At 69.9% G+C, this 21,965-nt stretch carries 21 protein-coding genes; 8 read left to right on the forward strand and 13 right to left on the reverse strand.

The features are described 5' to 3' along the window. Positions 1 to 8: 8 nt before the first annotated feature. The 7 genes from WS62_RS20345 to WS62_RS20375 all read right to left on the reverse strand — a co-directional run bounded on the left by WS62_RS20345 (position 9) and on the right by WS62_RS20375 (position 6,427). Positions 9 to 1,373: a FecR domain-containing protein gene (locus WS62_RS20345; RefSeq protein ID WP_066574480.1), complete on the reverse strand. Its 1,365-nt coding sequence runs from the start codon at positions 1,371 to 1,373 to the stop codon at positions 9 to 11. Next, the gene (locus WS62_RS20350; protein ID WP_004193573.1) at positions 1,370 to 2,074 is read right to left on the reverse strand and encodes a response regulator transcription factor; all 705 of its coding nucleotides are present in this window, start codon (positions 2,072 to 2,074) and stop codon (positions 1,370 to 1,372) included. Before WS62_RS20350 ends, WS62_RS20345 begins: the two co-directional genes overlap by 4 nt. A gap of 323 nt (positions 2,075 to 2,397) precedes the next feature. After that, positions 2,398 to 2,784 (reverse strand): hypothetical protein, encoded by a 387-nt coding sequence (locus WS62_RS20355; RefSeq protein ID WP_066489403.1) that lies wholly within the window; start codon positions 2,782 to 2,784, stop codon positions 2,398 to 2,400. A gap of 310 nt (positions 2,785 to 3,094) precedes the next feature. Next, positions 3,095 to 3,325, reverse strand: coding sequence for a sulfurtransferase TusA family protein (locus tag WS62_RS20360; RefSeq protein ID WP_004193727.1), 231 nt, complete (start codon positions 3,323 to 3,325; stop codon positions 3,095 to 3,097). Positions 3,326 to 3,483: 158 nt separating this feature from the next. Further along, positions 3,484 to 4,521 (reverse strand): Gfo/Idh/MocA family oxidoreductase, encoded by a 1,038-nt coding sequence (locus tag WS62_RS20365; RefSeq protein ID WP_066574483.1) that lies wholly within the window; start codon positions 4,519 to 4,521, stop codon positions 3,484 to 3,486. Between the two features lie 12 nt (positions 4,522 to 4,533). After that, positions 4,534 to 5,553 (reverse strand): inositol 2-dehydrogenase, encoded by a 1,020-nt coding sequence (gene iolG, locus WS62_RS20370; RefSeq protein ID WP_066574488.1) that lies wholly within the window; start codon positions 5,551 to 5,553, stop codon positions 4,534 to 4,536. After that, on the reverse strand, positions 5,546 to 6,427 hold the full coding sequence (locus tag WS62_RS20375; protein WP_066574490.1) for a MurR/RpiR family transcriptional regulator: 882 nt from the start codon (positions 6,425 to 6,427) through the stop codon (positions 5,546 to 5,548). Before WS62_RS20375 ends, iolG begins: the two co-directional genes overlap by 8 nt. A gap of 237 nt (positions 6,428 to 6,664) precedes the next feature. Here WS62_RS20375 and WS62_RS20380 point away from each other — a divergent pair, with 237 nt between their 5' ends. The 7 genes from WS62_RS20380 to iolB all read left to right on the forward strand — a co-directional run bounded on the left by WS62_RS20380 (position 6,665) and on the right by iolB (position 15,510). Next, on the forward strand, positions 6,665 to 7,714 hold the full coding sequence (locus tag WS62_RS20380) for a sugar ABC transporter substrate-binding protein (RefSeq protein ID WP_066574493.1): 1,050 nt from the start codon (positions 6,665 to 6,667) through the stop codon (positions 7,712 to 7,714). Positions 7,715 to 7,814: 100 nt separating this feature from the next. Continuing rightward, positions 7,815 to 8,960, forward strand: coding sequence for an ABC transporter permease (locus WS62_RS20385; protein WP_066574496.1), 1,146 nt, complete (start codon positions 7,815 to 7,817; stop codon positions 8,958 to 8,960). 12 nt (positions 8,961 to 8,972) lie between these two features. After that, positions 8,973 to 9,773, forward strand: a complete 801-nt coding sequence (locus WS62_RS20390) for an ATP-binding cassette domain-containing protein (protein WP_066574498.1) — start codon at positions 8,973 to 8,975, stop codon at positions 9,771 to 9,773. A gap of 13 nt (positions 9,774 to 9,786) precedes the next feature. Next, positions 9,787 to 11,769 carry a bifunctional 5-dehydro-2-deoxygluconokinase/5-dehydro-2-deoxyphosphogluconate aldolase gene (locus tag WS62_RS20395; protein WP_066574501.1) on the forward strand — a complete coding sequence of 661 codons (1,983 nt, stop codon included), beginning with the start codon at positions 9,787 to 9,789 and terminating at the stop codon, positions 11,767 to 11,769. 10 nt (positions 11,770 to 11,779) lie between these two features. Further along, on the forward strand, positions 11,780 to 13,789 hold the full coding sequence (gene iolD, locus WS62_RS20400; RefSeq protein ID WP_066574503.1) for a 3D-(3,5/4)-trihydroxycyclohexane-1,2-dione acylhydrolase (decyclizing): 2,010 nt from the start codon (positions 11,780 to 11,782) through the stop codon (positions 13,787 to 13,789). Continuing rightward, positions 13,786 to 14,706, forward strand: coding sequence for a myo-inosose-2 dehydratase (iolE, locus tag WS62_RS20405; RefSeq protein WP_066574504.1), 921 nt, complete (start codon positions 13,786 to 13,788; stop codon positions 14,704 to 14,706). Before iolD ends, iolE begins: the two co-directional genes overlap by 4 nt. Then, positions 14,707 to 15,510, forward strand: a complete 804-nt coding sequence (iolB, locus tag WS62_RS20410) for a 5-deoxy-glucuronate isomerase (RefSeq protein WP_066574506.1) — start codon at positions 14,707 to 14,709, stop codon at positions 15,508 to 15,510. It begins immediately after the preceding gene. A 268-nt stretch (positions 15,511 to 15,778) separates the two neighbouring features. Here iolB and WS62_RS37495 read toward each other — a convergent pair whose 3' ends face one another. The 6 genes from WS62_RS37495 to WS62_RS20435 form a co-directional block, all read right to left on the reverse strand. Beyond that, a complete protein-coding gene (locus tag WS62_RS37495) occupies positions 15,779 to 15,916 on the reverse strand; it encodes a hypothetical protein (protein WP_197422881.1) in 138 nt (45 codons plus the stop codon). Between the two features lie 19 nt (positions 15,917 to 15,935). After that, positions 15,936 to 16,640, reverse strand: a complete 705-nt coding sequence (locus tag WS62_RS20415; RefSeq protein WP_066574509.1) for an ABC transporter ATP-binding protein — start codon at positions 16,638 to 16,640, stop codon at positions 15,936 to 15,938. Then, positions 16,637 to 18,787 (reverse strand): branched-chain amino acid ABC transporter ATP-binding protein/permease, encoded by a 2,151-nt coding sequence (locus WS62_RS20420; protein WP_066574512.1) that lies wholly within the window; start codon positions 18,785 to 18,787, stop codon positions 16,637 to 16,639. The genes WS62_RS20415 and WS62_RS20420 overlap by 4 nt, the downstream gene beginning before the upstream one ends. Further along, positions 18,780 to 19,721: a branched-chain amino acid ABC transporter permease gene (locus tag WS62_RS20425; RefSeq protein ID WP_066574515.1), complete on the reverse strand. Its 942-nt coding sequence runs from the start codon at positions 19,719 to 19,721 to the stop codon at positions 18,780 to 18,782. Before WS62_RS20425 ends, WS62_RS20420 begins: the two co-directional genes overlap by 8 nt. Before the next feature lie 4 nt (positions 19,722 to 19,725). Beyond that, positions 19,726 to 20,175, reverse strand: a complete 450-nt coding sequence (locus WS62_RS20430) for an acyl-CoA thioesterase (protein WP_066574517.1) — start codon at positions 20,173 to 20,175, stop codon at positions 19,726 to 19,728. Between the two features lie 132 nt (positions 20,176 to 20,307). Then, positions 20,308 to 21,456 carry an iron-containing alcohol dehydrogenase gene (locus WS62_RS20435; RefSeq protein WP_066574518.1) on the reverse strand — a complete coding sequence of 383 codons (1,149 nt, stop codon included), beginning with the start codon at positions 21,454 to 21,456 and terminating at the stop codon, positions 20,308 to 20,310. Positions 21,457 to 21,612: 156 nt separating this feature from the next. Between WS62_RS20435 and WS62_RS20440 the strand changes: the two genes are divergently transcribed. Next, positions 21,613 to 21,948 carry a YbjQ family protein gene (locus WS62_RS20440; RefSeq protein WP_066489359.1) on the forward strand — a complete coding sequence of 112 codons (336 nt, stop codon included), beginning with the start codon at positions 21,613 to 21,615 and terminating at the stop codon, positions 21,946 to 21,948. The last annotated feature ends 17 nt before the right edge of the window (positions 21,949 to 21,965 follow it).

A 21,965-nucleotide genomic window follows, 5' to 3' on the forward strand; every position in this document is an offset into this window, starting at 1 on the left:
GCCGCCCATCAACGCGCGATCGTGAACGCGTTGACCGCGCTGGCCTTCTCGTAGAAACGGCCGCCTTCGAAGCGCTCCGCGATCACGGACCAGTAGTAGTCGCCGGGCTTCAGGTTCGATACGGCGATGCGCCCGCCCTGCACGTCGACCTGGTCGACGATCGGGTTGCTCAGATCCTTCGCCCCCGACAGCACGAAGCGAAAGCGCGTCGCGCCGCCCGCGGAGCCGCCGTCCGTCGTCGACCAGCGGAACGCGTACCCGCCGTCGGCGGGCGCCGCGGACGCGTCGATCCCGAAGCGCCGGCGCTCGAACGCGTAGATGCGCGGCTGGCCTTCGAGGCCGTGCGAATCGACGGCCGAGACACGGACGAAATAGGTGCCGTCCGGCACGTCCGTAAACGCGGCGTGCGGCGCATTCACGCGCACTTCCTGGAAGAGATCGTACAGGCCCGCGTCGCGCGCGATCTGCACGTGGTAGTCCTGCGCGCCGCCCAGCGGCACGAGATCGAACGCCACCTGCGGCTCGTCCTGCACCTTCGCCGGATCGGTGAGCTGCGGCGCGCCAAGGAGCGCGATCGGGTTGCCGACCACGCCGTTCGCGCTCGACACGTTGCCGAAGTTCGCATGGACGAGCGTGTCGGTCGTGCGCTTCGCGCCCGGCGCGACGCCGACCGTGCCGTCCAGCACTTCGACCGTCGTCGACGCGCGACCGTCCTTGTCGTAATTCACGCGAAAGCGCGTGCCGCGCACGCCGGCGACGACCGACGGCGAACGGATCTGGAAGCGATCGTCCTTCTTCTTCAGATGGGTGACTTCGCTGTCGACCGAGCCGCGCCGCAGATCGATCACGCGCTCGAGCGTGCCCGTGAGCACCGTACGGCGCAGCGTCGCGAGATCGATCTGGCTGTCGGGCTGCATGCTCAGGTGCGTGCCGTCCGTGAGCTCGAGCGTGACGAACGCGTTCGCGCCCGTGCGCAGGCGGTCGCCTTCCGTCAGCGTCGAGTCGACGGCGACGGGCGTGAACTGCGAGGAGCCGCGCCCCGCGCTCTCGACCGCGCCATGCGCGGCGATCACGCGCACCGACAGCCGCTCCTTGCGCAGCCGCGCCGCGGGGAGCTTCAGCACGATGCCCGGCTGCAGGTGCTTCGGCACCGGCACGTCGTTCAGTTGCGCAACGAACGGCCAGTCGTCCGATCCTTGCAGGTAGCGGGCCGCGACGTCGTACAGCGTGTCGCCGCTGCGCGTCGTGTAATCGACGGTCTGCGCGGCCGGGCGCTTCGCCTGCTGCGCGGCGGCGTGCTGCGCAGCCAGGGCCACTGCCGCGGCGCAACACGCCGTCAGCACGTACTTCGTCACGATGCCGCTTGCGCTCACTCGGCGTCTCCCTGCATCACGCGCTCGAGCCGGTAGCCGTAGCCGTAGATCGGCGCGAGACGGTAGCCGTTCTCCGGACGCAGGCCGAGCTTCGTGCGCAGCATCGAGATGTGCGTGTCCATCGTCCGCGACGGAATGTCGGTGGCCTGCTTCCAGACGAGATCGAGGATGTGCGCGCGCGACAGCGGCCGGTCGAGGTGCTGGAACAGCAGCAGCGCGAGCTCGAACTCCTTCTGCGTGAGGCTCACCGGCTTGTCGCCGACGTACGCCTGCTTCAGGTTCGCATCGAACTTGTAGTTGTCGAACTCGCGGATCGACGACTCCGCGTTGACGGGATACGCGCGGCGCAGCAGCGAGCCGATCCTCGCGCGCAGGATCGGGCCGGACACGGGCTTCACGACGTAGTCGTCGGCGCCCGCGTTCAGGATCTGCGTGATGCCCGCTTCGTCGTCGCGGCTCGTCATGAAGATGATCGGCAGACGATGTTCGACCTGGTTCGCCCGCACCCACTTCAGGACTTCCTCGCCGGACATGTCCGGCACGTTCCAGTCGAGCACCAGCAGATCGAACGTCTCGCGCTGCAGGCGCTTCTTCAGCGCCTTGCCTTCCTTGAACGCATAGCACGTATGGCCTGCGGCCGTCAGCGTCTGACTGACAAAATCCGTTTGGGCCTGATCGTCATCCAGTACAGCAATTCTCATAGCACCCCGCAAAACGAAATCCATTCGGGCTCCCGCGTCCGCCGAGCGGCCATGGGCAAGCCCGCACGAGCCCCGATTCGTAGTAACCCGCCATTATCGGCTGAATGGTGATGATTGTCCGGCGCGCTACGCGCAAACCGGTATTCTATGTGATCGATGCCCCCATATCTCAAAAACGGGGCACGCCTGAGCGGCGTTTTCATGATGGTAGTATGAAAACGTCCTGAGAAATGTGCGTATCGCCGCGTAATTGTGTCAACGGTGATCGAGTCGCACGCCGCGCTGCCAGTTGCTTGCCTGACGAGCGCACCGGGTGCGCTCCGCTAGGCCGGATCGGTTTCGAATGCGTCGCGTGCGATCGCACGCGGTGCGTGTTGCAATGCGTCATGCAGACGGTCGCGCACGTGCTCCCAAGCGGCGCGCGCATAGTCCGGCTGATCGGCCGCCCATGCGTGCGCGAGATCGAACACGCGCTCAACGGTCGCCGCGCAGCGCGTCAAGTCCGGCTGCGGACCGCCGAGCGCTTCGCGCATCCATTCGGCAAGCCAGGGCATCTCGACCGCGCTCGCATCCGCATATGCCTCCAGCGCGGCACGCGCATGGCGGTCATGCTCGGGATCGAGCTCGACGCGCTGCATCGGCCGCATCCGCTCACGCGCCTTGCCGTTCGGCTCGAACGGTATCCGAATCGTTCCCGATCTGAACAGCATGACATTCCCCTATATGCCGCAACGACACGCACGGGGCATGTCCTTCGCGATACGTCCCGTCCGCGTCCGCGGCGCCGCACGGCGTGTTTCTGCAGACGAGATCCGACGGCGCAGTATAAGCAGCGCGCGGCGACAGGTGGTTTAAGGATTGTCAGATGCGACGAGCCGCCTTCGGCCCGGCGACGGCGGCTTGCGGCGCTCGCTCGCCGGCATTCGCTTGCGGCATTCGCGCGGGGAGCGCGCGATGAAAAATGCCGCGTCGGGCACGCCCGCGCGGCATCGGAACGACGCGGCACCGCCGCCTTGCGCGTCAGCGGCGGCGCATCAGGAAAACGAACGTCTTGTCCTGCGTCGTCGACGACTCGACGATCTCGTTGCCCGTCTGCTTTGCGAACGCGGCGAAATCGCGCTGCGAGCCGGGATCGGTGGCGAGCACCTTGAGAATCTGGCCGCTTTCCATGTCGGCCAGCGCTTTCTTTGCGCGCAGGATCGGCAGCGGGCAATTGAGCCCGCGCGCGTCCACTTCCTTGTGAATGAGCATCGGCTTTCGACCTTCGAATGGCGCGCCGTCGCGGCGCTGCCGGAACGCAAGATTCTACCGCATGCGCCCCCAACCGCACCCGCGCACGAGCAAGCGCCGACGCGCGCCGCGCTCGCCGGCACGCGCGCAGCCGGCTGCCCGGCGCGCGCGTCAGAGGGCTACAGTTCCACCGCGCGCCCGGTCTGCAGCGACTCGCGCAGCGCATGGCCGATCCTCGTCGCCTCGAGCGCGTCCGCGAGCGTCGCGCCGCCCGAGCCGCCCTCGCCCCGCACCGCCGCGACGAACGCCTGCGCCTCGATCAGGAACGCCTCCTCGAAGCGATCGAAGAACGTCGGCGTGCAGGCGTTGCGGATGCCTGTCGCGTCGTGGATCTCGACGCGGTTCGCGCGCGGGTTGCGGCCGATCGTGAGCGCCCCGGCGGTGCCGATCACCTCCGAGTGCGTGTCGTTGCCGTGCGCCATCGTGCGCGACGCGTAGAACATCGCGAGCCGGCCGCCCTCGAACTCGCAGATCGCGACGCCGTTGTCGACGTCGCCGCACGCGCGCAGGCCCTCGTGCAGCGCGATCGCGCCCGCCGCGTACACACGCGTCGCGCGCGGCGCGCCGAGCAGCCACCGCGCGACGTCGATGTCGTGCACCGTGCAGTCGAGGAAGATGCCGCCCGAGCTCGGCGCGAAGCGCACGAAGAAGCCCTCCGGATCGTTCCGGTCGCAGGTCTGCGAGCGCACGAGGAACGGCCGGCCGATCGCGCCCGCCGCGACGCGCTCGTATGCGTCGCGGTAGCTCGGATCGAAGCGGCGCATGAAGCCGATCGTCGCGACGAGATGCGGCCGCGCGCGCGCCTCGGCCAGCACCCGCTCGCACTCGGCGAGATCGAGCGACAGCGGCTTCTCGCAGAACACGTGCTTGCCGGCGGCGAGCGCCGCGACGATCTGGTCCGCGTGCAGCGCCGACGGCGTGACGAGCCACAACGCGTCGAGCTCGGGATCGGCGACGAGCGCGTCGAAATGCTCGTAGACGCGCGGCACCTTCAGCGCGTCGCGCGCCCACGCGCATTCGTCCGCGACCGGGCTGCACGCGGCGGCAAGCGCCGCGCCCGCGACGCGGCGCGCGAGGTTCTCCGCATGGCGCCGGCCGAGCCGGCCGAGCCCCGCGATGCCGATCCGCACGGGGGCGGCGCTATCGCTGACTGCCATCGCATCGCGCCTTCAGGCCGCCACTTCGCCGAGCTTCACCGCGCGCCCTTCGCGCCACGACCGCGTCGCCGCCTCGGCGAGCTCGAGCGCCTTCACGCCGTCCGCGACCGTCGTGCGCACCGGCTCGCCGTGCGTCACCGCCGCGAAGAAATGCTCGATCTCGCGCGCGTACGCGGCGCGGTAGCGCTCGAGGAAAAACGCTTCGGGCAGGTCGGTCGACACCGCCCGCGCCGAATAGCCTGTCACCTCGGTCGGCCGCACGTTGCCCGCCTGCAGCATCCCGGCGCTGCCGAGCACTTCGAAGCGCTGGTCGTAGCCATACGCGGCGCGGCGCGTCGTGTTGATCTGGCAGAGCCGGCCGCGCTTCGTGCGGATCGTGACCGCGGTCGAATCGACGTCGCCCGCGTCCGCGATCGCCGGATCGGTGAGGCAACTGCCCGTCGCGTGCAGCGTGTCGGCGTCGTCGCCCAGGATCCAGCGGAAGATGTCGAAGTCGTGGATCAGCATGTCCTTGAAGATCCCGCCCGAGTGCCTGATGTAGTCGACGGGCGGCGCGCCCGGATCGCGGCTCGTCACGACGAGCATCTCCGGCGCGCCGATCTCGCCCGCGTCGATGCGACGCTTCACCGCCTCGAAGGTCGGATCGAAACGCCGCTGGAAGCCGATCATGCAGACGATGCCCGCTTGCGCGACGGCCGCCTCGCACGCGCGCGCCCGCGCGACCGTCAGGTCGACGGGCTTCTCGCAAAACACGTGCTTGCCCGCGCGCGCGGCGCCGGCGATCAGGTCGGCGTGCGTGTCGGTGCTCGAGCAGATCACCGATGCGCCGATCGACGCATCGCCGAGCGCGCCGTCGACGTCGGCGACCTGCGCGCCGTGCTGCTCGGCGAGCGCGGCCGCCGCGTCGCGGTTCACGTCGACCACGTACTTGAGCCGCACGCCGGGCCGGCGCGCGAGATTGCCCGCATGGATGCGGCCGATCCGCCCGGCGCCGAACACGGCGACGTCGATCGTCGGTACTGCGTCAGTCATCGTATCCTCCCGTGTCCTTGGCTTCTTCGACGTTCAATTCCAGCCGGTACGCGAGCGCGATGAAGAGCGCCTGGCACAGGCAGATCGTGCTCGTCAGCGAACGGAACGCGAACGCGCTCCCCTCCTTCACGAGCAAATGGGCGCTCGCGTCGCGCGCGAGCGGCGACAGACGGCCGTCGGTGATGACGAGCGTCTGCGCATGGTTGTGGCGCGCGGCGCGCAGGCAGTACTGCGTCTCCTTGCCGTACGGCGCGAAGCTGATCGCGATCACGACGTCGCCCTTCTTCACGCTGCGGATCTGCTCGCGGTACATGCCGCCGAGCCCCGATACGAGGTGCACGCGCTTCGCCGTATGCTGCAGCGCATACACGATGTAGCTCGCGACCGGAAACGAGCGGCGCACGCCGACCACATAAATGCTTTCGGCCTTCTCGAGCATCGTGACGGCCGCGTCGAACTGGTCGTCGTCGAGGCCCGCCGCGAGCTCGTCGAGCCCCGCGCGCGACGCGTCGATGAACTGCCGCGCCACCGCGCCGCCCGTCATCGGGCCCGATTTGCCGTCGATCAGGCTGCGAATCCGCTGCTGATAGCTCTGCACGGTCGGGTTCTGGCCCGTGTACGCGTCCTTGAACACCGCCTGCAGATCGGAAAACCCGGAAAAGCCGAAGCGCTGCGCAAAGCGCACGACGGCGGACGGATGCACGCCGCAGCGCTCGGCGATGTCGCTCGTGCGGTCCATCATCACGCTCGAGCGGTGCTCGTCGATGTACGACGCGATGTGCTTCAGCTGGCGCGGCAGCGTGTCGTAGGCGTCGGCGATCCGTTGCAGCAGGTCGTCGACGGCGGGCGTCTCCGGTTGTGTCGTGTCGTCCATGTCCGTTGCGGCCGGCGGGCGCCGCGTCGCGCATCGCGCGCGCCGCGGACGAGCATCCGGCTCGTTGTCTTGTCGTGCACCGAGTATAGGCACTCCGGATTCGAAATGGAACAAATTTTCCACAACATTATTAAATAAAATTTTCTTTGCAATCCGAGACGGGTTGACCTAACCTTGCTCGTGAACGCGGCCCGGCCTGCGTTTGCCCGAAAACGACAGACAGAGAAAGGTGGAGACATGAGACTTTGCACTGGCAAGGCCGTCCTGCGCGCGTGCGTCGCCGCGATCGCCGTCGCGGCGGGCGTGGGCGCCGCGGCCCCGGCGGCCCAGGCGGCGGACGCCCGGTTCGCGCTGATCAGCCACGCGCCCGATTCCGATTCGTGGTGGAACACGATCAAGAACGCGATCAAGCAGGCGGACGAGGATTTCAACGTCACGACCGACTACCGCAACCCGCCGAACGGCGACATCGCCGACATGGCGCGCTTGATCGAGCAATCGGCCGCCCGCGACTACGACGGCGTGATCACGACGATCGCCGACTACGACGTGCTGAAGAACGCGCTCAAGAAAGTCGCTGCAAAGAAGATCCCGCTCGTGACGATCAACTCCGGCACCGAGGAACAGAGCGCGCAGCTCGGCGCGATCATGCACGTCGGCCAGCCCGAGTACGTCGCGGGCCACGCGGCGGGCGAGAAGGCGAAGGCGGCGGGCGTGAAGACCTTCGTCTGCGTGAACCACATCGCGACCAACAGCGTGTCGTTCGACCGCTGCCGCGGCTTCGCCGACGCGATCGGCGCCGACTACAAGCGCTCGACGATCGACTCCGGCCAGGACCCGACCGAGATCCAGTCGAAGGTCAGCGCGTACCTGCGCAACCATCCGGACACACAGGCGATCCTGACGCTCGGCCCGGTGCCCGCCGCGGCGACGCTGAAGGCGGTCCGGCAGATGGGCCTGGCGAACAAGCTGTTCTTCGCGACGTTCGATTTCTCGGACGACATCGCGAAGGCGATCCAGAGCGGCGCGATCAAGTTCGCGATCGACCAGCAGCCGTACCTGCAGGGCTACATCCCGGTCGCCGTGCTCGCGATCGCGAAGCAGAACAAGACCGCCGATCCCGCGAAGATCCGCCAGATCCTCGAGGCGAATCCGAAGTTCCAGGCGCGGCTTTCGACTTACGGGCTGCAACCGTCGTACGGGCCGAAGAACATCCGGTCCGGTCCCGGCTTCATCACGAAGGAGAACATCGACAAGGTGCTCAAGTACGCGGGCCAGTACCGCTAACGTCCATCGCATCGATTCGCACGACGCGCGGGCGCTCGCCCGCGCGCTTTACCGGCGACGCGGGCCGAACGCGCCGAGCGCCGGGCATCAAGGAGACATCATGGGTGTAGTCGGCAAGCACATGCCAGCGCATGCGCACGAGAAGCCGCAGCCGGGCGCCGCGTCCGACGAGCGGCTGCGCGGCGAAGCGTGGTTCCAGCGCTTCCTCAACCGTCCCGAGTTCGCCGCGATTTCCGGCGCCGTGCTCGTGTTCGCGGTGTTCGCGTTCGGCGCGGGCGGCTCCGGGATGTTCAATCTCGACGGGATCATGAACTGGTCGCAGGTCGCGGCCTACCTCGGCATCCTCGCGGTCGGCGCGTGCCTGTTGATGGTCGCGGGCGAGTTCGACCTGTCGATCGGCTCGATGATCGGCTTCGCCGGGATGATGGTCGCGATCCCGACCGTCTACTTCCACTGGCCGATCTGGCTCGCGATCCTGTTCGCGTTCGCCGGCTCGATGGCGCTCGGCGCGCTGAACGGCTATCTCGTGATGCGCACGAAGCTGCCGTCGTTCATCGTCACGCTCGCCTTCCTGTTCATCCTGCGCGGGCTCACGCTCGCGCTGTCGATCATGTTCGCCGACCGCACGATCGTGTCGGGCCTGGGCGACTACGCGCACGCCGATCCGATCACGCATGCCCTGTTCCAGGGCGTCGCGTTCCACGACCTGTTCCGCTGGCTCGCACACGTCGGCGTCGGCCAGGTGCTCGACAACGGCGAGCCGCTCGTGCCCGGCGTGCCGAAGGTGCTGCTGTGGTGGTTCGCCGTCACCGCGATCGGCGCGTTCGTGCTCGCGAAGACGCGCTACGGCAACTGGATTCTCGCGTCGGGCGGCGACGCGCACGCGGCGAAGAACGTCGGCGTGCCGGTGCGCCGCGTGAAGATCTCGCTCTTCGTGCTGACCGCGTTCTGCGCGTGCCTGTTCGCCGTGCTGCAAGTGGCCGACATCGGCTCGGCCGCGGCCGACCGCGGGCTGCAGAAGGAATTCGAGGCGATCATCGCCGCGGTGATCGGCGGCACGCTGCTCACGGGCGGCTACGGATCGGTGATCGGCGCGGCGTTCGGCGCGCTCATCTTCGGCGTCGTGCAGATCGGCATCACCTACACGAACATCAGCTCGGACTGGTTCCGCGTGTTTCTCGGCGTGATGCTGCTCGTCGCCGTGCTGTTCAACCACTACGTCCGCCGCCGCGTGTCGCAATCGTAACGGAGCTCAAGCATGTCCACGCCAGCATCCAGCGAGACGATTCTCTCGCTCGAGAACGTCAGCAAGTATTTCGGCAAGGTGATCGCGCTGTCGGGCGTCACGCTGCGCCTGAAGCGCGGCGAAGTGCACTGCCTCCTCGGCGACAACGGCGCCGGCAAGTCGACGCTCATCAAGACGCTCGCGGGCGTTCACCCGCCGTCCGACGGGCAGTACCTGGTCGACGGCAAGCCCGTCCTGTTCGAATCGCCGAAGGACGCGCTCGACCTCGGCATCGCGACCGTCTACCAGGACCTCGCGCTCGTGCCGCTCCTCTCCGTCGCGCGCAACTTCTTCATGGGCCGCGAGCCGCAGAAGAAGCTGTTCGGCTTCGTCAACGTGATGGATCTCGATTCGAGCGCTCGGATCGCCCGCGCGAAGCTCGCCGAGATGGGCATCAACGTGCGCGACGCGCACCAGCCGATCGGCACGATGTCGGGCGGCGAGCGGCAGTGCCTCGCGATCGCGCGCGCGATCCACTTCGGCGCGCGCGTGCTGATCCTCGACGAGCCGACCGCCGCGCTCGGCGTCAAGCAGAGCTTCAACGTGCTGAAGCTGATCCACGCCGCGCGCGCGAAGGGGATCTCGGTGATCTTCATCACGCACAACGTGCATCACGCGTACCCGATCGGCGATTCGTTCACGCTGCTCAACCGCGGCCGCTCGCTCGGCACCTTCACGAAGGAGACGATCGGCAAGAACGAAGTGCTCGACATGATGGCGGGCGGCGCCGAAATGCAGAAGATGATCGCCGAACTCGACGGCGCGACCATTTGATCCAGGACTCGCGATGACTTCCCCTACTCTCTCCTTTGCGCAGCATCGCCCGCTCGACGTGATCTGCATCGGCCGCGTCGCGGTCGATCTCTACGCGCAGCAGATCGGCGCGCGGCTCGAGGACGCGTCGAGCTTCGCGAAGTATCTCGGCGGCTCGTCGGGCAACATCGCGTTCGGCTGCGCGCGGCTCGGCCTCAAATCGGCGATGCTCTCGCGCGTCGGCCACGATCACATGGGCCGCTTCGTGTCCGAGACGCTCGCGCGCGAAGGCTGCGACACGAGCCGCCTGCGCATCGATCCCGAGCGCCTGACCGCGCTCGTGCTGCTCGGCCTGAAAGACCGCGACACGTTCCCGCTCGTCTTCCATCGCGAGAACTGCGCGGACATGGCGCTCGACGAGAACGACTTTGACGAGGCGTTCATCGCGTCGTCGAAGGCGCTCCTCATCACCGGCACGCACTTCTCGACCGAGCAGGTGATGCGCGCGAGCCGGCGCGCGCTCGACTACGCGCGCCGCAACCAGGTGCGCACGGTGCTCGACATCGACTATCGCCCGGTGCTGTGGGGCCTGACCGGCAAGGCCGACGGCGAGACGCGCTTCATCGCGAACGAAGGCGTGACCGCGCACCTGCAGCGCATCCTGCCGCGCTTCGACGTCGTGATCGGCACCGAGGAGGAATTCCGCATCGCGGGCGGCAAGGACGCGCTCCTCGACGCGCTCGCGATGGTGCGCGCGGTGACGAGCGCTGCGCTCGTCGTCAAGCGCGGGCCGCTCGGCTGCTCGATCGTCGACGGCGACGTGCCCGCGACGCTCGACGCGCTGCCGCTCATCGGCGGCGTCGAAGTCGACGTGATGAACGTGCTCGGCGCGGGCGACGCGTTCGCGTCGGGCTTCCTGTCGCAATGGCTGCGCGGCCGCCCGTTCGACGAAGCGGCGCGCGCGGCGAACGCGTGCGGCGCGCTCGTCGTGTCGCGGCACGGCTGCTCGCCCGCGATGCCGACGCCCGGCGAGCTCGCGTATTTCCTCGGCGAGGCGAAGCGCGACCCCATGCGGATGCGCCGCCCCGACCTCGATCCGACGCTCGCGCGGCTGCACCGCGTGACGCCCGCGCGCGCGCCGCGCGACGAAGTGCTCGGCTTCGCGTTCGATCATCGCAACCCGTTCTTCGAGCTCGCGCGGCTGACGGGCGCGAGCGTTGCGCGCGTCGAGAAGCTCAAGCGCCTGTTCGTCGAGGCGGTCGCGCAGACGGAAGCGCAGCTCGGGCTCGCCGGCCGGATCGGCGTGCTGATCGACGACCGCTACGGCCAGGACGCACTCAACGACGCGACGGGCCGCGGCTGGTGGATCGGCCGGCCGGTCGAGCTGCCCGGCTCGCTGCCGCTCGAATTCGATCACGGCCGCTCGATCGGCACGACGCTCGTGTCGTGGCCGCGAGAGCACGTCGCGAAGTGCCTCGTCCAATACCATCCGGACGAGCCCGCCGAGCAGCGGATCGAACAGGAAACGCAGTTGCGCGCGCTGTACGACGCGGTGCAGGCGAGCGGCCACGCGCTGTTGCTCGAAGTGATCCCGCCGCGCCGCGCGGACCTGCCGCAGGCCGCCGACACCGTGTATCGCGCGCTCAAGCGCCTGTACAACATCGGCATCCATCCGGAATGGTGGAAACTCGCGCCGCTCGACGCCGCGCAATGGAAGGCGATTGACGAACTGATCGCCGAGCGCGATCCGTACTGCCGCGGCGTCGTGCTGCTCGGCCTCTCGGCGCCCGTCGACGCGCTCGTCGACGGCTTCAAGGCGGCGGCCGCGTCCGCGACGTGCCGCGGCTTCACGGTCGGCCGCACGATCTTCCACGAGCCGAGCCGCGCGTGGCTCGCGGGCGAGATCGGCGACGCCGAGGTGATCGCCCGCGTGCGGCGGACGTTCGAGACGCTGATCGGCGCATGGCGCGCGGCCCGCGCGAGCGGCGGCGCGCACGGCCGGCGCGCGGCCGCCTAGGAGGCCATGCATGAATCGCCGAGCAATGGACGATGAAACCCTACGAGACCCGAGCGTGAACGACATCATCGACGATCCGGCCGCGAACGCCTCCGGCACGATCCGGCTGACCGCCGCGCAGGCGCTCGTGCGCTATCTGGCCGCGCAGCGCGTCGCGGCCGGCGACGGCGGCAACGGCCATGCCGGCGGCGCCGAGCCCCTCTTCGGCGGCGTGTTCGCGATTTTCGGACACGGCAACGTCGCGGGCCTCGGCGAAGCGCTCTATCAGCACCGCGACACGCTGCCGACCTATCGCGCGCACAACGAGCAGGCGATGGCGCACAGCGCGATCGCGTACGCGAAGGCGCACTTTCGCCGCCGGATGATGGCCGTGACGACGTCGATCGGCCCCGGCGCGACGAACCTCGTCACCGCGGCCGCGCTCGCGCACGTGAACCGGCTGCCGGTGCTGCTCCTGCCGGGCGACGTCTTCGTGTCGCGCGCGCCGGACCCGGTGCTGCAGCAGATCGAGGATTTTCACGACGGCGGGATTTCGGCGAACGACGCGTTCAAGGCCGTGTCGCGCTACTTCGACCGGATCGTGCATCCGGCGCAGCTCCTCACCGCGCTGCCGCGCGCGCTGCGCGTGCTGACCGACGCGGCCCTCTGCGGCCCCGTCACGCTCGCGCTGCCGCAGGACGTGCAGGCGACGGCGTACGACTACCCGGCCGAATTCTTCGCGCCGCGCGTCGTCACGTTCCATGCGCCCGCGCCCGTCGAGGCGGAACTCGAAGCCGCGCTCGCGCAACTGCGCGCGGCGAAGCGGCCGTTCATCGTCGCGGGCGGCGGCGCGCTCTACAGCGAAGGCGGCGCGGCCGCGCTCGCCGCGTTCGCCGAGCGACACGGGATTCCGGTCGGCGAGACGCAAGCGGGCAAGAGCGCGCTGCCGTGGGATCATCCGCTCAACGCGGGCGCCGTCGGCGTCACGGGCTCGCCCGCCGCGAACGCGCTCGCGAACGACGCCGACTGCGTGATCGCGGTCGGCACGCGGCTGCAGGATTTCACAACCGGTTCGAACACGCTGTTCGCGCAGGCGCGCGTCGTCGGCATCAACGCGAACGCATTCGATGCGCTGAAGCACCGCGCGTCGATCGTCGAGGCCGATGCGCGGCTCGCGCTCGACGCACTCGGCGCGCGCCTCGAAGGCTGGCGCGCTCACGCCGCGTGGACCGCGCGCGCGCACGCGCTCGCGGACGATTGGCGCGACGCCGTGACGGCCGTCACGCATGCGCCGCAGCGCGCGGGTGTGCTGCCGTACGATGCCGACGTGATCGGCGCCGTCCAGCGCTCGGCGCCCGGCTCGGCCGCGCGCGACATCGCGGTCTGCGCGGCGGGCACGCTGCCCGCCGAGCTGCACAAGCTGTGGCGCGCGGCGGCGCCGGGCGGCTATCACGTCGAATACGGCTATTCGTGCATGGGCTACGAGATCGCGGGCGGCCTGGGCGCGAAGCTCGCGAAGCCCGATCGCGAAGTGATCGTGATGGTCGGCGACGGCAGCTATCTGATGATGAACAGCGAGATCGCGACGTCGGTGATGCTCGGCGCGAAGCTCATCGTCGTCGTGCTCGACAACCGCGGCTACGGCTGCATCAACCGGCTGCAGCAGGCATGCGGCGGCGCGCCGTTCAACAACCTGTTCGACGATTGCGTGCAAGGCCCGCTCGGCGCGCCGCCGATCGACTTCGCCGCGCACGCGCGCGCGCTCGGCGCGCACGCGGAGCACGTCGCCGACGTCGCCGCGCTCGAAGCGGCGATGGCGCGCGCCCGCGCATCCGATCGCACGTACGTGATCTGCATCGACACCGATCCCGCCCGCACGACGACCGACGGCGGCTGGTGGTGGGAAGTCGCGGTGCCCGAAGTGTCGCCGCGCGACGCGGTGCGCGACGCGCGCGCGAACTACGAGCGGCAGGTCGCCGCCCGCACGGGCGCCGGCTCCGCATCGTCTTGCGCAACCTCTACCCCGGAATCATCGACATGAGCGCATCCGACATCCGTATCGGCGTCAATCCGCTGTCGTGGATGAACGACGACCTGCCGTCGCTCGGCGGCGAGACGCCGCTGTCCGTCGCGCTGGCCGAAGGCCGCGAGATCGGCTATGAAGGCTTCGAGCTCGGCAACAAGTTTCCGCGCGAACCGCAGGCGCTGAAGGCCCTCCTCGCGCAGTACGACCTGTCGCTCGTGTCCGGCTGGTACTCGGGGCGGCTCGCCGCGCGCGGCGTGCAGGAGGAGATCGACGCGGTCGGCCCGCATCTCGAGCTGCTCGCGAAGAACGGCGCGACCGTGATGGTGTACGGCGAAGTCGCGGGCACGATCCAGGGCTCGCCCGCGCCGCTCTACCAGCGCCCGCGCTTCGTCGACGACGCGCAATGGGACGCATACGCCGAGCGCGTCGACGCATTCGCGCGCTACACGCTCTCGCAGGGCGTGCGGCTCGGCTATCACCATCACATGGGCGCGTACGTCGAATCCCCCGCCGACGTCGACCGCCTGATGGCGAGCACCAGCGACGCGGTCGGCCTGCTGTTCGACGCCGGGCACATGGCGTTCGGCGGCGGCGATCCGGTCGCGGCGCTCGCGAAGCACATCGATCGCGTGTGCCACGTCCATTGCAAGGACGTGCGGCCCGCCGTCATCAAGCTCGCGCGCAACCGCAACTGGAGCTTCCTCGACGCGGTGATCGCCGGCGCGTTCACCGTGCCGGGCGACGGTGCGATCGATTTCCCGGCGATCATCGGCATGCTGAAGCGCCACGGCTATCGCGGCTGGCTCGTCGTCGAGGCCGAGCAGGACCCGGCCGTCGCGCCGAGCTACGCGTATGCGCAACAGGGCTACCGGACGCTGCGCGCGCTCGTCGACGCACCGCTTTCGCCCGTCGATCACAAGGAGGCGGCCTAAATGAGTCTGCTCGTCAAGGGCGCGAGCGACGGCACGTCGATCGCGCGCGTCACGCCGGAATCGGCGCACTGGAAACACGTCGGCTTCGCCGCGTATCGATTGAAAGCGGGCGAATCGATCGAGTTCGTCGAGGCCGCGCGGGAGATGTGCATCGTCGTGCTGACGGGCGCCGTCGACGTCGAAGCGGGCGACGGCACGCGCTGGACCGAGCTCGGCTCGCGCGACAGCGTGTTCGACGGCGTCGCGCCGTATGCGCTCTATCTGCCGCCGCAGCGGCGCGTGACCGTGCGCGCGTCGCGCGACGCGGAGCTCGGCGTCGCGAGCGCGCCCGCGACCGGGCGCTATCCGGCGCGGCTCATCAAGCCGTCGCAGATGCGGCGCTCGGTGCGCGGCAGCGGCGCGAACACGCGCTACGTCTGCGACATCCTCCCGCAAACGGAGCCGGCCGAATCGCTGCTCGTCGTCGAGGTGCGCACGCCGTCCGGGCATTCGTCGAGCTACCCGCCGCACAAGCACGATACCGACAACGCGCCCGTCGAAAGCGCGCTCGAAGAGACGTACTACCACCGCGTGCATCCGCCGCAGGGCTTCGTGTTCCAGCGCGTGTACACCGATTCGCGCGACCTCGACGAATCGATGGCCGTGTGCGACCACGACGTCGTGCTCGTGCCGCGCGGCTATCACCCGGTCGTCGTGCCTTACGGGTACGAGTCGTACTACCTGAACGTGATGGCCGGGCCGACCCGTGCGTGGCACTTCAAGAACGATCCCGCGCACGAGTGGATGCTGAGCGGCGGGCGGTGAAATTCGTGCGGCGGCGCGGCGCATACCGCACCGCTTGCCGATAATCCAGGCGATGGAATCGCTGCGCGCGACATCGGTCGATTCGACGCGGGCTGGCGTCCCGAATCCGTTTGACCGGCGCGCCGCCGGACGCCCGATATTGTCGGTCGAAGATGTCCTCGATTCGAAGCCGAACGCCGCAGCGCGTGCGACGCGCGAGCGAGGATGCTCGATGCGACGGCTGCGACGCCGCGACAACCGGTCGGCCGCGCCTCGCGCGACTAGCCGGTCAGGTCTGGCGGATCGCGATCGAACCGTCGAAGCCGTCGTTGCGTTCGGTCGAGTCATAGGTCGAATCATGGGTCGAATCATCGGCCGAATCGTCGGCCGACCGCTCGTGCAATCGCTCGTGCGACGGCGGCGGCACCGGCTCGCCCGGCCGACGCTCAGCCGACGCTGAGCCAACGTGCGACCGTTTGCGCATCGAGCGCATCGGGCGCGCCGTCATGGACGATTCTTCCCCGCCCCATCACCGCGACGCGCGACGCGAGCGCCGGCGCAAGCTGCATCCGCTGCTCGATCACGAGCAGCGCGACGCCTTGCGCCTTTGCGTCGGCAAGACACGCGCGAACCTGCTCGACCGCGAGCGGCGCGAGCCCTTCGGCCGGCTCGTCGACGATCAGCACGCGCGGCGCGCCGATCAACGCGCGCGCGAGCGCGAGCATCTGCTGCTCGCCGCCCGACAGCACGCCCGCCTTCGTTCGCCAGCGCTCGGCGAGCATCGGATAGCGCTCGCGCGCGTCGGCGAGCGCCGCGCGCGCGGCCGAGCGGCGCGCGCCGCGCAAGCCGAGCCGCAGATTGTCCTCGACGCTCAGCAGCGCGAACACGTCGCGGCTCTCGGCGACGTAGCCGACGCGATGCCGCGCGATCGCGAACGGCGGCTCGCCCGCGACGTCGACGCCGTCGATGCGCACCGCACCTGCGACCCGCACCATGCCCATGATCGCCTTCGCGAGCGTCGAGCGGCCCGAGCCGTTGCGGCCGAGCAGCGCGACGGCCTCGCCCGCCGCGATCCGCAGGTCGACGCCGTCGAGCACCGGCAGCGCGCCGTATCCGGCGCGCACGCCGCGCAGTTCGAGCAGCGCGCTCATCGCTCGAACGCCTCGCCGAGATACGCGGCGCGCACCGCCGCGTTCGCGCGGATCGCCGCGGGCGTGCCGGTCGCGACGAGTTCGCCGCGCACGAGGACCGACACGCGATCGGCGAACCCGAACACCGCGTCCATGTCGTGCTCGATCATCAGCACCGTCTTGCCCGCCGTCGCGCGCCGAATCAGTTCGATCGTCCGCCGCGCCTGCTCGCGGCTCATGCCCGCCGTCGGCTCGTCGAACAGAAACACCGATGCGCCGCTCGCGAGCGCGAGGCCGACGTCGAGCGCGCGCTGCTCCGCATAGCTGAGGCTGCCCGCAAGCACGTCGCGGCGCGCGGCGAGGCCGATCGACGCAAGCGCGGCGTCGGCTGCGCGATCGATCGCGGCGGCGCCGGCGAGCCGGTTGCGCCAGCGGCGACGCTGCCCAGGCGCGTGAAGCGCCGCGCAACGCAGGTTGTCATGGACGGTCATCCGCGCGAACACGCTCGTCTGCTGGAAGCTGCGCGCGAGCCCGAGACGCGCGACCGCATGCGGGCCGCGCCGCCCGAGCTCGACGCCGTTCAGCGCGATGCGTCCGCGCGTCGGCGCGAGCGCGCCCGCGATCAGGTCGAAGAGCGTCGATTTGCCCGCGCCGTTCGGGCCGATCAGCGCGTGGCGCTCGCCGTGCCGGATCGTCAGATCGACGCCGACGAGCACCGGCGTCGCGCCGAACGATTTGCCGACGTTCGTCACGCGCAGCGCGGGCGGCGAGGTCGCGGCCCGCACGCTCGCGCGGTCGAGGCTTCCCGCGATGATGCCAGGCTCCGCCGGCGTAACGAACGACGTGGCGTCGTCGGACACGTTCGCGCGATCACGCGCGCTCGCCGAGCTAACCACGTCGCTCGCGTCACGCACATCGGATGCGTCGGCGACATCGACATCCGCCTCATTCGATCGATGTACGCCGCCCCGCCGCCGCGCCGCCTGCGCGAGTCCCGCGCCGATCGCCGCGGCGGCTGCCGCGATGCCCCAACCGAACGGCGCGCCGGCATCGAACCGCCAAAGTCCGATGACCGCGCGCCGCCCTTCGTCCTGCGCGAACCGCAGCGCATACGCGAGCTCGACGACGAACACGATCGCGACGCCCAGCGCGATCGCCGCGCCCGCGCCGAGCAGTTCGCGCCGCCAGTCGACGCGCGCGCCGCCCTGCCGCCGCGCATCGCGCCGCGCGCGCCACCCGCCGCTCACGCCGCCCGGCGCCGCCAGCACGACGGCGACGAACAACACGCCCAGATACAGCAGCCACGCGCGCGACACGCTCGCGACAAACACGCTGAAGAACGTCAGCAGCGCCGCGCCGACGACGGGCCCGAAGAACCCCGTCGCGCCGCCGATCACGGTCGCGAACAGCACGGCGCCCGAGCGCAGCATCCCGACGCTCTCCGACGTTGCGACCTCGACGTCGATCAGCGTGAGCGCGCCCGACACGCCCGCAAAAAACGCCGCCGCGACCGCCATCGCGCAGCGCACGCGGCGCGGATCGGTGCCGAGCGTGGCGACGCGCGCCGGGTTGTCGCGGACCGCGTTCGCGAGCCGCGCGAACGGCGTGCGCGCGAGCGCGCGCATCGCGGCCGCCGCGCCGATGCACCAGAGCGCGATCAGCGCATACGCGTGCATCGGCCGCGCGAAATGCCACGCGCCGAGCGCGGGGCCGCTCGCCCGGTCGATCGACACGCCTCCCGCACCGCCGAACCAGCCGGGCACGCTCCACGCGGCCGCGGCGACGAGTTCGCCAAGCCCGAGCGTGATCATCGCGAACGCGGTGCCCGCGCGCCGCGTCGCGATGAAGCCGAACACCACGCCGAAGCCCGCGCCCGCTACGCCGCCCGCGAGCGGCACGAGCGGCAGCGGCAAGCCATAGCGATTGAACACGTGCGCGGCGGCGAACGCGCCGAGCCCCGCGAACGCCGCGTGCCCGAACGACAGCAGCCCGGTCGTGCCGAGCAGCAGGTTGTACGACAGCGCGAGCACGATCAGCGCGGCCGTCTGCGCGAGATAGCCGAGCATCCAGCCGCGCGGCCACACGAGCGCGGGCACGGCGAGGAGCGCGATCAGCGCGAACCACGGCCACGCGTGCGACAGGCGGCTTCGCACGGTCGCGCTAGACATCGGCTCGCTCGCCGAACAGGCCGCGCGCGCGGCAAGCGAGCACCGCGACGAGCAGCAGATACGGAATCAGCGGCGCGAGCTGCGCGACCGTCAGCGCGCGCCACGCGTCGGGCAGCGCGATGCCGGCCCACTCGGCGGCGGCGCCGAGCGACGCGCTGCTCGCCGTCGCGAACGTCTGCGCACAGCCGACGACGAGCGATGCGGCGAGCGCGCCCGCGAGCGAGCCGAGCCCGCCGATCACGATCACCGCGAACACGACCGAGCCGAGCGTCTCCGCCATTGCGGGCTCGATCACCGCGAGCGGCGCGCCGATCACGCCCGCCAGCGCGGCGAGCGCGGTGCCTGCGGAGAACACGAGCGTCATCACGCGCGGCACGTCGTGGCCGAGCGCCTCGACGGCCGCGCGATGCGTGAGCGCCGCGCGCACGACGAGCCCCGTCTGCGACACGCGCAGCGCCGCCCACGACACGCCGAGCATCGCGACCGACACGGCCATCATGAACACGCGATACCGCGAAAAGGCGGCGCCGTAGATGGTAAACGCGGCGCCGTCGAGCGCGGCCGGCACGGGCGCGGCGAGCGGCGCGAGCCCCCACGCGAGCTTCACGCCTTCGGCGATCAGATACGCGAGCCCGAACGTCAGCAGCAATTCGTCGAGATGGCCGCTCGCCCTCACCCTCACGCGCCGCAGCAGCATGCGCTCGCACAGCGCGCCGAACGCGCCGACGACGAACGGCGCGACGGCGAGCGCGAGCCAGAAATTCGTGTGCGCGGCAATCGCAAAGCCGACGTAGGCGCCCAGCATGTAAAAGCTCGCATGCGCGAAATTCAGCACGCCCAGCATGCTGAAGATCAGCGTGAGCCCCGCGCACAGCATGAACAGCAGCAGCCCGTAGCTCAGGCCGTTCAGCAGATTGATGACGATCGACTGCACCGCGTCAGGCCGCCTCCACGGCGAGCGGCTCGAGCGCGGCGCGCAGCGGTTCAGGCAGCGGCACCGGACGGCGCGTCGCGCGATCGACGTACACGTGCACGAAATGGCCTTGCGCGGCGGCCGACGTCTCGCCGTCCGCGAAGAGGCCGATCGCGTAGCGCACGCTCGACGCGCCGAGCCGCGCGACCCGCAGCCCCGCTTCGACGCGCTGCGGAAACACGAGCGGCGCGAAGTAGTTGCACTGCGTCTCGACGACGAGGCCGATCGTCTCGCCGTGCTCGACGTCGAGCACGCCGCGGCGGATCAGGTATTCGTTGACGACCGTGTCGAAGTAGCTGTAGTAGACGACGTTGTTGACGTGCCCATAGACATCGTTGTCCATCCAGCGCGTCGTGATCGGCAGGAAGTGGCGGTAGGCGCTGCGCGGCAGCGGAACGGGTTTGGCGGCGGACATGTCGGCGCGAGGCGAAAAGGCGGTTGCTCGGTGGTTACTGAATGGTTGCTCGGCGGTTGCTCGGCGGTTGCTCGATGTGGATTGCATGGTCGAATGCCGGCGATGCGTTGCGCGACGAACCGCGCCGCGCCGTCAGAGCGATTCGACGAGCATGCGCCGGTAATCGTCGGCCGACGCGACGCGCGGATTCGTCTTGTGGCAGTGATCGACGAGCGCGCCCTCGATCACGTGATCGAACGCGCTTTCGTCGACGCCCATCTGCCTCAGCCCCGTCGGCAGGCCGAGGCGCGCGGTCATGTCGTGCAGCGCCTGCGGCAGGTCCGCGCCGTCGGGCAGGTTCATCACGCGGCGCATCCGCGCATAGCGGCGCTCGGCGACGACGGTCGGCGCGCGCTCGTTGAAGCGCAGCACGGCGGGCAGCACGACCGCGTTCAGCGTGCCGTGATGCAGCGACGTCCTGCCGTTCACCTTCACGCCGCCCAGCGGATGCGACAGCGAATGCACGCAGCCGAGCCCCTTCTGGAACGCCAGCGCGCCTTGCATCGACGCGCTCATCATCGCGAGACGCGCGGCGCGGTCGCCGCCGTCGTGCGTCGCGCGCGCGATGTGCGCCCATGCGCGTTCGAGGCCGTCAAGCGCGATGCCGTCGGCGGGCGGATTGAACGCCGGCGCGAGGAACGTCTCGATGCAGTGCGCGATCGCGTCCATGCCGGTCGCGGCCGTGAGCCCGGGCGGCAGGCCGAGCGTCAGCGCCGGATCGCAGATCGCCGCCTTCGGCAGCAGATGCCACGAATGAAAGCCGAGCTTGCGGCCGTCTTTCAGGATCAGGATCGCGCCGCGCGCGACCTCGCTGCCCGTGCCCGACGTCGTCGGCACCGCGACGAGCGGCGCGACGGCCGCGGTGATCCTGTCGCTGCCGCCTTCGATCGTCGCATATTGCGTGAGCGGCAGCGGATGCGTCGCCGCGATCGCGACGCCCTTCGCGAGATCGATCGCCGAGCCGCCGCCGACCGCGATGAGCCCGTCGCAACCGTCGTCGCGATAGCGCTGCGCGGCGGCGAGCACGGCCGCCTCGGTCGGATTCGACGGCGTGTCGTCGAATACCGGCAGCGCGCCGAAGCCGAGCGCGTCGAGCGTGCGATCGACGAGCCCCGCCGCCGCGACGCCCTTGTCGGTCACGACGAGCGGGCGCGTGATGCCGCTCCGCGCGCATTCGGCCGAGAGCATCGCGAGCGCGTCGTCGCCGAGATGGATGTGCGTCAGGTAATAGATGTAGGCCACGGGAAGTCTCCTCCGATCGTGCTCGTTCGAATCGTCAGGCGGCGCGCGAACGCGGGGCCGACACGCCGCCCGACGCTGGACAAGCAGCCGCCGTCCGGGCGAACATGCGACGCCGGGCGCGGCGCACGGGTATTTTCACATTGACGAGGAAACATCATGGCAGATCCGCAGCTCATCACGACCGCTTTCGACATTCCGGGCTACCGGATCGAACGCTCGCTCGGCGTCGCGCGCGGCATCGTCGTGCGTTCGCGGTCGATCGTCGGCACGTTCGGCGCATCGATTCAAACGCTGTTCGGCGGCAACATCTCGCTCTACACGTCACTGTGCGAGCGGGCGCGGCAGGATGCTTACGAGCGGATGGTCGAACAGGCGAGGCAGATGGGCGGCAACGCGATCATCGGGATGCGCTACGACGCGACCGAGATCGCATCGGGCGTGACCGAAGTGCTGTGCTACGGCACCGCGGCGCAGGCGGTGCGCGCCGGCTGACGCCGCCGCAGGCGGGC

Source organism: Burkholderia sp. ABCPW 14, assembly GCF_001523835.1.
GTDB classification, from domain to species: domain Bacteria; phylum Pseudomonadota; class Gammaproteobacteria; order Burkholderiales; family Burkholderiaceae; genus Burkholderia; species Burkholderia mayonis.